11 protein-coding genes are annotated in these 15,419 nt (G+C 70.0%); all 11 read left to right on the forward strand.

Features of this window, described 5'->3' with window-relative positions:
• The first annotated feature begins 66 nt into the window (after positions 1-66).
• Positions 67-2,013 carry a molecular chaperone HtpG gene (htpG, locus tag AC5P1B_RS20635; RefSeq protein WP_493888786.1) on the forward strand — a complete coding sequence of 649 codons (1,947 nt, stop codon included), beginning with the start codon at positions 67-69 and terminating at the stop codon, positions 2,011-2,013.
• 404 nt (positions 2,014-2,417) lie between these two features.
• The gene (locus AC5P1B_RS20640; protein WP_493888787.1) at positions 2,418-3,224 is read left to right on the forward strand and encodes an aldo/keto reductase; all 807 of its coding nucleotides are present in this window, start codon (positions 2,418-2,420) and stop codon (positions 3,222-3,224) included.
• 940 nt (positions 3,225-4,164) lie between these two features.
• Positions 4,165-4,848, forward strand: coding sequence for an HAD-IA family hydrolase (locus tag AC5P1B_RS20645; protein WP_493888788.1), 684 nt, complete (start codon positions 4,165-4,167; stop codon positions 4,846-4,848).
• Between the two features lie 118 nt (positions 4,849-4,966).
• Positions 4,967-6,166 carry a helix-turn-helix domain-containing protein gene (locus AC5P1B_RS20650; RefSeq protein ID WP_493888789.1) on the forward strand — a complete coding sequence of 400 codons (1,200 nt, stop codon included), beginning with the start codon at positions 4,967-4,969 and terminating at the stop codon, positions 6,164-6,166.
• 146 nt (positions 6,167-6,312) lie between these two features.
• Positions 6,313-6,747 (forward strand): hypothetical protein, encoded by a 435-nt coding sequence (locus tag AC5P1B_RS20655; protein WP_493888790.1) that lies wholly within the window; start codon positions 6,313-6,315, stop codon positions 6,745-6,747.
• 650 nt (positions 6,748-7,397) lie between these two features.
• Positions 7,398-8,618 carry a methyltransferase, FxLD system gene (gene fxlM / locus AC5P1B_RS20660; protein ID WP_493888791.1) on the forward strand — a complete coding sequence of 407 codons (1,221 nt, stop codon included), beginning with the start codon at positions 7,398-7,400 and terminating at the stop codon, positions 8,616-8,618.
• A gap of 57 nt (positions 8,619-8,675) precedes the next feature.
• Complete coding sequence (locus AC5P1B_RS20665) at positions 8,676-8,882, forward strand: FxLD family lanthipeptide (protein WP_493888792.1); 207 nt, start codon at positions 8,676-8,678, stop codon at positions 8,880-8,882.
• 90 nt (positions 8,883-8,972) lie between these two features.
• Complete coding sequence (locus tag AC5P1B_RS20670; RefSeq protein WP_493888793.1) at positions 8,973-12,026, forward strand: lantibiotic dehydratase; 3,054 nt, start codon at positions 8,973-8,975, stop codon at positions 12,024-12,026.
• Positions 12,023-13,246 (forward strand): lanthionine synthetase C family protein, encoded by a 1,224-nt coding sequence (locus tag AC5P1B_RS20675; protein WP_493888794.1) that lies wholly within the window; start codon positions 12,023-12,025, stop codon positions 13,244-13,246. The genes AC5P1B_RS20670 and AC5P1B_RS20675 overlap by 4 nt, the downstream gene beginning before the upstream one ends.
• Positions 13,228-14,232 carry a thiopeptide-type bacteriocin biosynthesis protein gene (locus AC5P1B_RS20680; protein ID WP_493888795.1) on the forward strand — a complete coding sequence of 335 codons (1,005 nt, stop codon included), beginning with the start codon at positions 13,228-13,230 and terminating at the stop codon, positions 14,230-14,232. Before AC5P1B_RS20675 ends, AC5P1B_RS20680 begins: the two co-directional genes overlap by 19 nt.
• A gap of 5 nt (positions 14,233-14,237) precedes the next feature.
• Positions 14,238-15,365, forward strand: coding sequence for a hypothetical protein (locus AC5P1B_RS20685; protein ID WP_493888796.1), 1,128 nt, complete (start codon positions 14,238-14,240; stop codon positions 15,363-15,365).
• Positions 15,366-15,419 lie beyond the last annotated feature (54 nt).

Genomic DNA, 15,419 nt, shown 5'->3' on the forward strand with positions numbered 1-15,419 from the left:
CTAGCTGGTTTACAGTTCCCAGGTCAATACCCGTTACCTGGTGAACCTGAGAAGGAATCACGGATTATGCCGACTGAGACGTTCGAGTTTCAGGTGGAAGCTCGCCAGCTTCTGCAGATGATGATCCACTCGATCTACTCGAACAAGGACGTTTTCCTGCGTGAACTCGTCTCCAACGCCTCCGACGCACTCGACAAGCTGCGTCTCCAAGCGCTCCGCGACGACGCGCTCGGCGCGGACGTGTCCGACCTCCACATCGACATCGAGGCCGACAAGCAGGCCCGTACGCTGACCGTGCGGGACAACGGCATCGGCATGTCGCACGACGAAGTGGTCCAGCTCATCGGAACGATCGCGAACTCGGGCACCGCCAAGTTCCTGCGGGAGCTCAAGGACGCCAAGGACGCCGGGGACGCCGCCGCGACCGAAGGGCTTATCGGCCAGTTCGGCATCGGCTTCTACTCCAGCTTCATGGTGGCCGACGAGGTCACGCTGCTGACCCGGCGCGCGGGCGAGAGCCAGGGCACCCGCTGGACGTCGACCGGCGAGGGCACGTACACCATCGAGACCGTCGACGACGCGCCGCAGGGCACCGCGGTCACGCTCCGGCTCAAGCCGGAGGACGCCGAGGACCGGCTGTACGACTACACCTCCCCGTGGAAGATCAGGGAGATCATCAAGCGGTACTCGGACTTCATCACCTGGCCCATCAGGATGACCGCCGAGCCCGCTGCCGGAGCCGACGCCGAGTCCGGTACCGACGACACCGATGACGCGGCCGCGCGCGAGCCCGAGACCGTGAACTCGATGAAGGCGCTGTGGGCGCGCTCGCGGGACGAGGTGAGCGACGACGAGTACCACGAGCTGTACAAGCACATCAGCCACGACTGGACCGACCCGCTGGAGACCATCCGGCTGCAAGCGGAAGGCACCTTCGAGTACCAGGCGCTGCTGTTCATCCCGGCGCGCGCGCCGCAGGACCTGTTCATGCAGGGTTACAAGCGCGGCATCCAGCTCTACGTGAAGCGCGTCTTCATCATGGACGACTGCGAAGCGCTGATGCCGCCCTACCTGCGCTTCGTCAAGGGCGTCGTCGACGCGCAGGACCTGTCGCTCAACGTGTCGCGGGAGATCCTCCAGCAGGACCGCCAGATCCAGCTGATGCACCGGCGGCTGGCGAAGAAGGTGCTGTCCACCATCAAGGACATGATGTCCGGCAGCCCCGACCGCTACGCCACGCTCTGGCGGGAGTTCGGCAGTGTCATCAAGGAGGGGCTGCTCAGCGACTTCGAGAACCGCGACGCCATCCTCGGTGTCTCCTCGTTCGCCTCGACCCATGACGCGGACGAGCCGACGACTCTGCGGCAGTACGTGGAGCGCATGAAGGACGGGCAGCAGCACATCTTCTACATGACGGGCGAGTCCCGGCAGGCCATCGAGAACTCGCCGCACATGGAGGCGTTCCGCGCCAAGGGCATCGAGGTCCTGCTGCTGACCGACCCCGTCGACGAGGTGTGGGTCGGGGCCGTCCCCGAGTTCGACGGCAAGCAGCTGCGCTCCGTCGCCAAGGGTGAGGTGGACCTCGACACCGAGGAGGAGAAGAAGGAGGCGGAGTCCGAGCGCGAGAAGCGGCAGCAGGAGTACGCGGAGCTGCTGACGTGGATGACGGACCGGCTGAGCGAGGACGTGAAGGAGGTACGGCTCTCCTCCCGCCTCACCGTCTCACCGGCGTGCGTCGTCTCGGACACGAACGATGTGACCCCGGCCCTGCAGAACATGTACCGGGCCATGGGCCAGGAGGTCCCCTCCGCCAAGCGCATCCTCGAACTCAACCCCGGGCACCCGCTGGTCAGCGGCCTCAACAAGGCGCACACCGAGCAGAAGGACGACACCGGTCTCCAGGAGGCCGCCGAACTTCTCTACGGCATGGCGCTGCTGGCCGAGGGCGGCGAGCTGACCGACCCCTCGCGCTTCGTCGCGCTGATGGCGGACCGCCTCGAACGCACCTTGTGACTCTCCGGCCCTCCGCTCCTGTCGCCACGGCAGGGGCGGAGTGCCGCGTTCCCAGGTCGGCCATCGTGAGCCGGATAACGGGTAAGCGGTAAGCGGTAACCGCTCAGGAAGCCCGGTGCGGTCCAGCGGGGGCAGGCGGGCCACGCTCTCAGTTCTCTGAGGCATGGTGCGCCTGCCCCCGCAACCGGTCCCAACGTCACCGTCATGGACCTCGCCTCCGCACGCCCGCCGGCCCCGCACGTCCCGCCGACATGGCCCTCACCGACGTGGAATGGCGCCGTGCTTCGCTTACCCCGTGCTTCGCTTGCCCCGTCCTGAACATCCTGAACGCCGTCGTCGCAGGCCGGGCCAGGGTCAACTACGCTGCTAACGTTCGCTCCTGAGCGAGGGGGCGGAGACAGCAGATGACATCGACCACGTTCCGTATCGGCGGAGACCTGTGCGTGCGACGGCTCGGGTTCGGCGCCATGCGGCTGCCCACCGAGCCGGGCCCGGCCCGCGAGACCTCCCTCGCCGTCGCCCGGCGGGCCGTCGAACTGGGCGTCACACTGATCGACACCGCCCACATGTACGGCTGGGGAGCCAACGAGGAACTCCTCGCCGAAGCGCTGCGTCCCTACGCGGATGACCTGCTCATCACCACCAAGGTCGGCGTCGCGCGATCGGGCCCCTCCGCCGAGTGGAGGCTCGACGGGCGGCCGGACGTCCTGCGTGATCAGGTCGAACAGGCCCTGCGCCGACTCCGCGTCGAGCGGATCGAGTTGCTTCAGCTGCACCGCATCGATCCGGAGATCCCCCTGGCCGAGCAGCTGGGCGCGCTGCGGGAACTCCAAACCGAGGGCAAGCTCGGCCGGATCGGGCTGTCCGAGGTCACCGTCGCCGAGCTCGGTGAGGCGCGGAAGAGCGTCGACGTGGCGAGTGTGCAGAACCGGTACAGCCTGCTGGACCGCGAGCACGAGCCCGTGCTCGCGGCCTGCGAGGCGGCGGGGATCGCGTTCCTGCCGTGGCGGCCCGTCGCCGGAGCCGCGACAGACGCGACGGCTGAGATCGCCGCCGTAGCGGCCGAACTCGGCGCCACCTCTGCTCAGGTCGCCCTCGCATGGCTCCTCGACCACTCTCCGGTCATCCTCCCGATCCCCGGCACCGCCCGGATCGACCATCTGGAGGAGAACGTCGCCGCCGGGCGTCTCCACCTGACCTCCGTTCACTAGGCAAGCCACATGTCGAGTTTCAGCTTGTCGAGATTCGTATCACGAGCGTATCCGCCCCTACGTCTTGCACCGGGAGGTCGGCGTCCGTCATGGACACCTCTGACGATGTGCTCATGCTGGGCGACGTCCTACTTGGGATGTGGTCAGCGCGTGACCGGCTCCAGAAGGCGGGGCTGGCGACGGACAGGAGCAATCCGATCGGCGGCCTGGCACAGTCCCTCACCCCAACGGCCCTCTGGCCGAGTGTGTCCGTGCCGGCGGCCTGCAACCGAGCCCGAGCCGTACGCACTGGATTCGACGAATCCGGTGAATTCGGTCCAGCCATAGGCGGATGGAACGGTCCCACAAGCTCTCTGACGGTCGACCTGGCTGTCCCCTGGGCCTCCGTCATTCAACGGGTTCCCGGCCTGGCCGCGTTCGCGCGACAACGCCGAGGCGAGCGGTGGGCGTGGGACGCGTGCGCGGGCACTGCGCCGTTCACTGATGCAGATGGGCCTCCGGAGGACCGGTACTGCGGGCTGGCCCGCGTGCGAGTCAAGGCCCGTTCCGCACCTCAGGCCCCGGACGAAGGCTCCTTGGAGGCGACCAGATACGAGGACGTCCGTGGCGAGACGACTTCCCTGAATGATCTGCATGTGCTGGTTCTCTTCGCGCGGGTGGACGAGGAGTACGGCGATCTCAGGGGGTCGAATTTCGTGTGGACGGGAGTCATCTTCACGGACGAGCGCCTGAACGGCATGGGACGTGAAGCCAGTTCAGACATGCTTCGGTGGCGCCAGATCCACTCCTGGTGGGATCGGTTGCCTCGTGGTGCACATGACGTTACTGCGTTGCTTCGTGCTGTCCGGATCCCCGGGTGGTGAGGCGTCGGTCGACCGTGAATGCGGTTCCCCATGGCCGTCTGCCTCCGATTCCGCGAGCAGGGACGGGTACGTTCGCGGTGTCGAATCTTGAGTGGAAGGCTGGTGTAAGCGTGGCGCAGAGCTCTGACGGGCGCGCCCCCTACCGGGGGCTGATCTTGGACTTCGTGGGGGTGTTGACCGACGAAGTCGAGTCCGCTCACCGCTCATGGTGCCTGTCCCAGGAACTTCCCTCGACCGCGTGGGGCGACACTCTGGAGGACCATCCCGAAGGGCGCGCGCTGTATAAGGCGTTGGAGATCGGGCAACTGCCGCAGGCGGAGTGGAACCGCTGTACCGCCGCGCTGATGGGCATTGCGGACCATCACAATCTGATGGGCCAGGCGTGGGCAGCTGTTCGCCCGGCTGCCGACATGATCGCGCTCGCGCGGGCCGCTCGCAGGGCCGGGTACACCGTGGCCATGCTGTCGAACTCCTTCGGCCTGGCCCCTTATGACCCGTACCGGGCACTGGGCGTTTGGGAGCTGTTCGACGTCACGGTGATCTCCGAGCGGGAAGGCGTGGCCAAGCCCGATCCGCTGATTTACCAGCGCACGCTGGAGCGCATGGGCCTGCCCGGCAGCGCGTGCGTGTTCGTCGACGACAACCCGGTGAACCTGCCCCCGGCCGCCGCACTGGGGATCACCACGGTGCACGCCGACGGTCGGGCCGACACCGTCGCGCGACTGGCCGGGCTGCTGGACGTTCTTCCTGCCCCAGCGTGAGTGCGTGACCGCCGATCACCCGCGGCGACCCGGACCCGATGGAGTGGACCTTCTACCCGCTGGAGGTGAATGCGCGTACCGTCGCCTGTGCGGCCAATCGCGGAAGTGGGGCTTGGGCATGGGCAGTTGGGACAACTACTCCACCGGCCAACGGGTCAAACTGCTGCGGGGCACCGACTTCACGCAAGAGTCGCTGGCAGAGGCCGCCGGGGTGTCGGTCGGCACGATCCGCAAGATCGAGCAGAACGGCACCGTGAGCCTGCCGACGCTGATGCGCGTCTCGGAGGCCCTGCACTCGGATGTGTCGGTACTGCTCGGGCAGCAAACTCCGCGCCGCGCGATGGCGGCGGCCGACCGCGCCGCGATGCGGCAGCTGTCACTGGCCGTCCACGACACCGCCGCCGGGATCGGGACCGACGCCCCTCCCCCCGACGAGCAGGCGCACGCCGCCGCGCTCGCAGCGGCGTGGAAGCTGTACCAGCAGGGGGACTACTCCGGGGCGGCGCGCATGGCCGCGCCGCTGGTGGGACAGGCCGCCGCCGCAGTGGCCGCAACAACGACCGACCGGGTGTGCGCGGCACGTGGCGTGCTGTCGGACTGCTACCGGCTAGCCGCGTATTGCGCCAACCTCATGGGCGCCCGCGATCTGGCGTACGCGGCCGTGGGGCACGCCCAAGCCCAGGCCGATCAGGCGTCCGACCCTCTGCGGGAGGCGCTGGTGGCCTCGGGGCGTTCCTGGGTCTACCTGCGCGATGCGCGCCTGGAGCAGGCCCAGCAGGTCGCCGAGCGGGCCGCCACTTCCATCGAGCCCCGTTACAGCGACAGCGACCCGAAGCGGCTGGCCGTCTACGGTTGCCACATCGCCTTCGCCGCGGTGGTCGCTTCTCGCAGGGGCAACGCCGACGGGGCCGGAGACCTGCTCAGCCACGCCCACGCCGTCGGTGCGCGGATGGGCGGCGACCTGACCACGAACGGCGTGTCCTTCGGACCCGTGTACGCCGCCGCCCAGGCGGTCGGCATCAACGTCGCCCTCGGCCAGGCCGGCAAGGCCCTCACCTTGGGCAAGAGCATGGGCGACCGCTCCGCGCTTCAGCAGGCCACTCAGAACCGGCTCGCGCTGGATCTGGCCGCGGCTCAGTGCGACGCGCGGACGTGGGACGCCGCCTTGGACAGTCTGATGGAGGTGTGCACAGAACACCCGGAATGGGCTCGGCACCAGGCCCTGCCCGTGATCGTCGGGCGACGTATCGGGCAGGCGAACAAGGGCGCGCTGCGCAAGCTCGGTGGCGTCCTCGGCGCCGATCTGCTGGCCGGGTGACCCGCCGCGACTACCACGCCCCGTAGTACCCAGCACCGACCCGGTCGCGCTGCTACCGAGGAGCGTCGCGCCCAGCCCGGAACGACTTTGGCCACTGCCACCCGGCGTGCATTCACTTGTGGTGATCGTTTCGTGACCCTGAGGGTATGTCGATTGCTCTGTTTCCCCGCCGCCGGGTTCCGGTTGCTCTGTACATCTGTGCCGCCGAGGACGACGCCGCGGCGTTGATCGCCGAGCATCTTCAGCAGTACGCCCACGCCCGCGACTGGCCTGTGACCGAGACCATCCGCGACGAAGACGGCAGCCAGCCGCTTGAGTACCGTCTCGGGTGGATGCGTGCGGTGACCCTGGTGGCAGAGGGAACCGCACGGGGAATCGTCGCTTTCTCCCTGGCCTCGCTTGCGACTGGCCAGGACGCGTTCGCGGCGCTGTGCCGCCGCATCGCCGCCGACGGCGCGTTCCTGGTCGCCGCCCACGCCAGCGGCGTCACACCGCACCGCACCGCCCAGGACGCCGCGCGCCGCCGCGAGTTGGCCGAAGCCGCTGCGGGCTGGCTCGTCGAGGAAGGGCCCGCTCCCTGATCGGGACGCGCTCCCGCCACCGCATCTACGAGCGAAAGGACGTGCTGCGATGACGCCCGCCGTACACCCCGCGCGACCCGGGAGGAGAAGGTGACCGCCACCGTGACCGATCACGCACCCGCCTCCGCCCCGGCTGACGTCCGCCACGGCCGCCGCAGTCCCCGCCCGTGACTTCGCCGAAGTGCAGCCATCCCATACAGCGATCAACGCCATGGCGACGCCCGATCACACCGCTGGCCTGGCTCACGGTCCGCAGACGCGCGCCTGCCGCTGCGCCACTCCGCGTCAACCCCTGATCGCCGGTGGCCGCATGGACGTCCCTCCACGGCCCGCACGATCACTGGACGAAACGCCCGGCCTGGCACCCCCGTGAGCACCATGCCGGACCGAGTCACCGTCCCTCGGTCGAGAAACCTGGACAGGTCGAACGGCCGAGGGGCGTGACCACCTGGTGGTCGTGGCCAGCAGCACAGCATCCCGACTCCCCCTGCTGGTCACTGCCGCTGATACCGCACCAGCAAGCCGTACGACAAACCGACCGGCCACAGAAGGCTGAATCTCAACCTTGGCCAGAGGGCCGCATGGCGCAGCGACACGCACACCGACATCATCACGGTTTCGCGTACACGCACCACGAGGAGACCAGCCACATGACCGAACTGCCCGACGAGAACCAGGCGACCGAGCTGCGCAACAAGACCGTCGACCAGCTCAAAGAGGACGGCACGATCGTGTCGCCCGGCGTCGAGGCCGCCATGCGCAAGGTGCCCCGGCACCTGGCCGTACCGGAGGCGTCGCTCGACGACGCCTACAGCACCTACAACGCCGTGGTCACCCAGGAGGACGAGCACGGCAATCACACCAGCTCGGTGTCCGCTCCGCAGATCCAGGCGATGCAGTTGGAGCAGGCCGACATCCGTCCCGGCGACAACGTGCTGGAGATCGGCACCAACGGGCCGAATGCTGCGTACATCGCGGAGCTTGCGGGAGCCACCGGACAGGTCACCACCGTCGACATCGACCCCGCGCCCGCCGCCCGCGCCGAGCGCTTCCTCTCCGAGGCGGGCTACACCGACGTCAACGTCGTCGTCGCTGATGCCGAGGACGGCTATGCCAAGAACGCCCCCTACGACGCGATCATGGTGACCGTCGGCGCCTGGGACATCCCGCCCGCCTGGATCGACCAGCTCAAGGACGACGGCCGGCTCGTCGTGCCGCTCCGCATCAACGGCCTGAGCCGCACCTACGGGTTCGTCCGGCAGGGCGACCACCTGGTCGCCACCAGCGCCCATGTGTGCGGTTTCGTTCCGGTGCAGGGTGCCGGCACCCACTCCCAGCAAGTGATGCAGCTGCCCGGAGACAAGGGCGTCACCCTGTACTTCGACGAGGGGCTGCCCGCCCAACCCTCGCTGCTGGACGGCGTGCTGGACACCGACCGCGCCGAGACGTGGACCGGGGTGACCGTCGCCAGTCAGGAGCCCATCGGCACCCTCCAGATGTATCTGGCGGCGCACGTGCCGACGTATTGCAGCATGTCCATCGACCCCGAACTGGCTACCGGCGCGATCGGCCCCACCAACCTCGGGTTCTCGATGGTCGCGATCGACGGCCCGGACTTGGGGTACATCGTGGTGCGCCGCGACGCGGAGAAGAAGACCGCGGAATTCGGGTTCCACGCCTACGGCCCTGGGGGGGAAGCCTTCGCCGAGCGGCTGGCTGACATCGTCCGCACCTGGGGCAGGGAATACCGCGGCGGTCCCGGCCCGCGCATCGCCGTCTACCCGGCGAGCACGCCCGATGACCGGATCACCGGCGACCGGATCATCGGCAAGGAGCACAGCCGGATCTCGATCTCCTGGCCGGTCGCGTAGAACGCGGCGCTTGGCCAGGTCTCTCGCACCATCCCATCGGAACAGAGAGTGGATCACATGACTACTGCCGTACTCGACAGCGTCACCGCCCCGGCCGGGCTGCCGATCGAGGACCTCGCCGACGACGACTTCCAGTTGGATGTCCGCGTCGTCGTCTCCGAGAGCCCCGTCTACAACTTCAACTGCCCGACCAGCGACGGCTGCGGCAACACCTGCACCAACGGGGCCAGCTCCTGCGCCTCCACCATCGAGGACGCTGCCTGACGCGTCCCTCCCGTCGCCGGGGCGGCAGCCGGTCGGCTGTCGCCCCGGCGGCACCTGTTGCGCACTCCATCCCATACGAGAAGGGGACCAGTGGCACGCAGATCACCCATCACCTACCAGTGGCAGCCCGGAGCGCTGCTGCGGGCCTCCACCGCCTCCCGCCAGATACCCATTCCGGATCTCGACCTGTACGGCGACAACGTCCCCGCCCAGGGCCGCCAGTGGCTGGCCGCGGTGTGGCACGACCCAGTACCCGACGCGCTGTCCGCCGCCAGCCCCGTGCTGTGCCAGCGCGTCACCGAGATCCTGAACGGCACCCTCACCGACGCCCGCCGAATCCGCCGGGCCGTCCGGTCCGTGGCCGCCTACCTGCTGCGCTGGAACCACCGCCCCACACCGTTCGGAGTGTTCGCGGGAGTCTCTCCCGCACGGCCGGCTCACACCGCACGAGTCCAGTGGGGAGACGGTTACCAAACGATCCTCCGGCCCGATTCCGACTGGATGACGGACGTGATCACGCAACTGGAGACCAGCCCCGCCCTCCTCGCCAGGCTGAGCGTCGTCGCCAACAACACCGGCCGCACGCGCGGAAACCGGCACGTGGTGGACGGAAAACCGACCGACGCGCACACCCCGCACGTCGCCCCCGTCGAGCTGTCCATCCGCCTCACCCGCCCCGTGGCCACCGCGCTCACCGCCGCCCACACCCCGATCCCGTACGGCGAGCTGGTGCGCCGCCTGGCCGGCCAGTTCCCCACCGCGCGCCCCGACCAGCTCGCCGACCTGATCGCCGACCTGCTGGACAAGCACATCCTGATCAGCAGTCTGTGGCCCCCGATGACGTCAGTCGACCCGCTCCCCCACGTGTGCACCCAGCTGGACAAAGCCGACGCGGCCAGCATCCCCGACGTCGCCGACCTGGCGTCCCAGCTTGCTGCCATCCGCGACCGGATCGACCAGCCCACCGGCACAGCCTCCTGGGCATCCGGCTCTGTCCTCGTCCAGGACATGCAGCGCCTCAGCTCCGTCGCCCCGGTCCCGCTGCTGGTCGACGCCGCACTGGACTGCACCCCCGATATCCCCGAGGCCCTGCTGAACGAAGCCGCCGAAGCAGCCCAGGTCACGCACCAGCTGTCGCCGCACCCTTACGGGTATCCGCGGTGGCGCGACTACCACCAGCGTTTCCTCGACCGGTATGGCACCGACTCCGCGGTGCCGGTTCGTGACCTGGTCGCCGACAGCGGCCTCGGCATGCCCGCGGGCTTCCTGGGCTCCGACCGCACCCGGCCGCCGTATCAGATGACCGACCGGGACGAGAAGATCCTGCGCCTGCTCCAGGAGGTGACGCTCGACGGCCGCCGCGAGCTCGTCCTCACCCGGGCGACGATCGCCGATCTGACCGGCGACCACACCGAACCACCCCTGCCCGTACCCCGGGCAGAGATCGCCGTGGAGATCCACGCTCCCACCCTGGATGCCGTGCAGCGGGGCGACTACCAGCTGTTGGTCACCGGAGCGCCCCGCCCCGGCAGCAGCATGTTCGGCCGCTTCGCGCACCTGCTTCCGCGGCCCGCGCAGTCCGCGCTCACCGACTCGTACGCAACCGCAAGCCCCGGCGCGATCCCGGCGCAGCTGTCGTTCACTCCGCGGCGGCGTCGCAACGAGAACGTCGCCCGCACCCTGCAGGTCCTGCCGCACACCATCCCCCTCGGTCAGCACCACGAGCCCGGTCCCGGCGTGATCCCGCTCGACGACCTGGCGGTGATCGCCGACTCCCGCCGGTTCTACCTGATCCGCACCTCGACCGGGCAGCACGTCGAGCCGTGCGTCCCCCACGCACTGGAGGCGTCCGTCCATACGCCGCCGCTCGCCCGGTTCCTGGCGGAGATCACCACCGCCCGCAGCGCCGCCTACAGGACGTTCACCTTCGGCGTCGCCGCCACCCTGCCCTACCTGCCGCGCGTCCGGTACAAGCGGACCATCCTCGCGCCCGCCCGATGGCTGCTGACCGCCGGGGAACTGCCCGCCCGGTCCGCGCCCATGGCCGAGTGGGACAAGGCGCTGGACCGATGGCGCGACCGGCTTCGCGTCCCGGACCGCATTGCCCTGGTCGAGAACGACCAGCAGCTGCCCATCGACCTTGACCAGCAGATTCACCGGGCGCTGCTGCGCGCCTGCGTGGAGAGGACCCACCTTGTCGAGCTGCGTGAAACCACCACCCCACAGGACCGGGCGTGGATCGGCCGCCCCCACCAGCTGCTGATTCCTCTGGCGAACTCCGCCCCGGCCGGCACGGTCCCGCGCCGGCCGGGGCCCGCAGTCGCCGGCCCCCTGATGCCGGGCCGCTCCACTGTCCTGTACGCCCGCCTGTTCGCGCACCCCCAGCGGCATGACGAGATCCTGACCGGCCACCTGCCCGGTCTGCTCGACCAGTTCGCCACCGTGCCGACCTGGTGGTTCCGGCGTCACCGCGACACCACCCGCCCGGACTCCGGCCAGCACCTGGCCCTGTACCTTCACCTGCCCACCCCGGACGACTACGGCCCGGCCGCCCAACTGGTCCACGCCTGGGCCAATTCACTCCACCGTCAGCGCCTGGCCTCCCACCTGGAGCTGGCCACCTACCTGCCGCACACCGGCCGGTACGGACACGGCCCGGCCCTGGACTCCGCGCACCAGGTGTTCGCCGCGGACTCGTCCGCCAGCGTGGCGCAGATACGTGCCGCCGCCGACGACCCAGCCACGGGGCAGGCACTCACCGCCGCGAGCATGCTCGACCTGACCGTGCAGTTCACCGGCGACCCGCGACAGGCGGCCGACTGGCTGATCCGCACCCTGCCCCAGGAGCACGGCCCCCTCTCCCGGGACCGAACCACGCTGGCCCTGGAACTGGCCGATCCCGAGCACACCGCCCTGCTGGCCCTGCCCGGCGGCCCCGATGTCGCCGCCGCCTGGCAAGGGCGCGCTGCCGCCCTGACCGCATACCGGGAGCAGTTGGCCACCCAGCGAGACCCCGACAGCATGCTGCGGTCGCTACTCCACCAGCACCACATCCGGGCGCTGCCCGTCGACCCCGATCACGAACGCGCCACCGGCCGGCTCACCCGAGCCTGCGCCCTGCGACACCGGGAGCGGCAGCCGTGACCACGACAACCAGCCCGGCCCTGCTGGCAGATGCCTTCGCCCGCCATCTGGCCATCCCCGCCCCGCCGCCCGAAGACCAGCCCTGGGCGGCACAGGCCCTGGCCACAGGTGCCACCGGAACCGCGCTCCTCCACATCGAGCGCGCCCGTACCGGACACGGCACCTGGCAGCAGGCCCACGCCTGGATCAAGACCGCCGTCGCCACCGACATCAGCGCCGCCGACACCAGCGGCCTGTACCTGGGGGCGCCCGCCGTCGCCTTCATGCTCGACTGCGCCGTCACCCCCGACGCACCCCGGTACCAGGACGCGCTGTCAGCCGTGGACCGGCACATCACCGAACTCGCCCACCGGCGAGCCGACGCGGCCCAGGCGCGCATGCGCAGCGGGCGCCCGGCCAGCTTCCATGAGTACGACGTTTTCTACGGGCTGACGGGTATCGGCGCGTACCTGCTGCGCCGGTCCCCGTCTGGCTCCGCGATGGAACCCGTCCTGGCCTACCTCGTGCGGCTGACCCTCCCCATCAGGGACGGCGGCCAGGGATTTCTGCCCGGCTGGTGGGTCGACCACCAGCCCGACCTCACCCCGTCCGCCGTCCCCGACGGGCACGCCAACTTCGGTACAGCACACGGCATTTGCGGCCCACTACTGCTCCTTGCCCGCGCCCTGCGCCAAGGCGTGACCGTCGACCGCCACGAAGACGCCATCGACACCGTCCTCCACTGGCTCGACACGTGGCGGCAGGACGGGCCCGCCGGACCTTGGTGGCCCGAACACCTCCACCTCGACGAACTCCGCGCCGGCCTTCCCGCCCAGCGCGACCCGGCCCGGCCCAGCTGGTGCTATGGCACCCCCGGCATAGCCCGCGCCGGACAGCTCGCCGCCCTCGCCCGCCGCGACGCGGCACGCCAGCACCTGTACGAGACCGCCATGGCCCGCTGCCTGACCGACCCCGGCCAGCTGTCCACGATCGTTGACACCGGCCTGTGCCACGGCTGGGCCGGCATCTACCAGACCGCCTGGCGCGCGGCCCGTGACGCCGCCGCCCCTGCTCTGGGCGCCGCACTGCCCGGCCTGGCCGACGCCCTTGCCCGTCACGCCGGCCCGGGCCCTGATCCCGGTCTGCTGCAGGGCGACGCCGGAACCGCCCTCGCCCTGACCACCGCTGCCCACGCCACGGCACCGACCTCCGGATGGGACGCATGCCTGCTGATCGACTGAACCCGCTCGCCCCGCTGGAAGCGGCGCTGGCCGCCGTAGGGGACGTGCTGGCCGGAGCCAGCCCGGACACCACCGCCGCCCGCGCCGGACTCGACCCTGCCGACCTGGCCGCTGCCGTCGCCGTCTATCAGCAGGCCGGACAGCAGGCTCTCGCCCGCCAGACCCACATCCCCGCCTGGCGTCAGCTGTACGTCCAGTTCACCGACTGGGCCAAGGCCGAACAGACCGTCGCCGACCACATCGCCCCCGCCCTGGACCTGGCCGAACACGACGGGCTGATCACCGGATGGTGGTTCATCCGCAAGCACCCCTGCTGGCGGATGCGCCTACTCCTGCCCGACGGGGCGCAGTTACCTCCAGCGATCCCCGCCGCCCTGGACGAACTCGCCGCCGACGGACGAGTCGGACGCTGGTGGCCCGGCATCTACGAACCCGAGACCGCGGCCTTCGGCGGCGACACCAGCATGGCCATCGCCCACACCCTCTTCCACGCCGACAGCCGCGCCATCCTCACCACACCCCACGGCGACCTGGGCCGCCGCGAGATGTCCCTGCTGCTGTGCGCCACCCTGATGCGCGCGGCCGGACTGGAGTGGTACGAGCAAGGCGACGTCTGGCACCGCGTCGCCCAGGAACGCCCACTGCCGTCCGACGTACCGTCCGCCAAGATCCACACCATGACCGCAGACCTGCGGCACCTCCTCCTCGCCGACACCCGCCCCACCGGCCCGATGCTCCAGTCCGATCAGACCCTCAAGCGCGCCGCCGACTGGGTCCACGCGTTCCGCCACGCGGGCTCGGACCTCGGCACCGCCAACCGCGACGGAGCCCTTGACCGCGGACTGCGCCAAGTCGTGGCCTACCACGTGATCTTCCACTGGAACCGCATCGGCCTGCACGCCCGCACCCAGAGCGTCCTCGCGCACGCGGCCACGGCCACGGTCCTGCACCACGACCCCGACGCTCCGGAAAGGCCCACACCGTGACGACCATGCCCCCACCGACCGCAGCCCACCGGGCCGCCGCACGGTTCCCGCTGGTCTGCCGACCCCACCTGGTGTATCCCAGCCTCACCGCCCGCATCGAGGAACTGCGCACCTGCGCCGATAAGTCCGTTCAAACCGGCCCGCTCAACGACCGGATCAACGCCGCCTGCGCCACCTGGAACCTGTCCGCGCTGATCGCCTCCGACTGCGGGTTCCCCGACTTGGCCACCGACCTGTGCGTCCGCCAGCTTCGCCTGTTCGAGACGGCCTGGCCCGTCAACGGCGACGTCGCCATCGCGGCGCTCCAGCCGATGATCAACCTGCTCCGCCTGACCGCCCGCTCCGGCAACCCAGACGCCGCCTACCGACAGTTGGCCGACCTGCACCAGGCCGTGCACCACGGCGGCACCGTGACGCTCCACGGGCAGTGCATCGACCTCACCCGGTTCACCACCCCGGCCACCGTGCGCCACATCCAGCCGTGGCTGCGGTTCGTGATGACGGACGACGGCACCCGCCTACTGGCCGCCACCGGCCAGTGGGCCAAGGCCGCCCAGCACGCCACCGCGTACGACGCCGAGCCCGACCGGCTGTTCGACAGCAGGCAGGCCCGTATCGTCGCCGCCTGGCACGCGAACGACCCGGACACCGCCGACGCGCTGCTGGACGAAGCGCACATCACCGAACCGTGGGAGGGGGCCGTGCGCCAGCTCCTTCGGCACGGCACCGCGACCATCGCGGGCCGCGCCCGGGACGGACTTTTCGCGACCGTCCTGGACACCGCACAGGCCGCCGTTGAGGCGCCCGCACCGTATACCCGGATGTTCCGCGTACGGCTGGCGCGGACGGTCATCACCCTGGCCCCGGCCGACTCCCAAAACCTGACGGAGCTGCTGTCCCGTACGGTGGTTGACGACACAGACGAAGCGGGCGACGCCTTCGCCGCACGGGAGATCCTGCGCAGCCCGATCCCCGTGGCCAACGACCAGCAACGCAAGAACCTCGAGGCCCTCGTCCATGATGCCGGCCTCGGCCAAGGCGCTATCCCGGCCCCCGCCCTGACCACCATGAACGATGCCCTGGCCGCTGCCGGGACGAGCTTGGCCAGCTGCCTCGCGCAGCAGGGCGCCTGACCACGACCCCTGTTCGACGCCGCAGGAACCACGGCCGAGCATGGCCCTTTCCTA

The sequence above is a fragment of the Streptomyces sp. A01 genome, assembly GCF_059026195.1.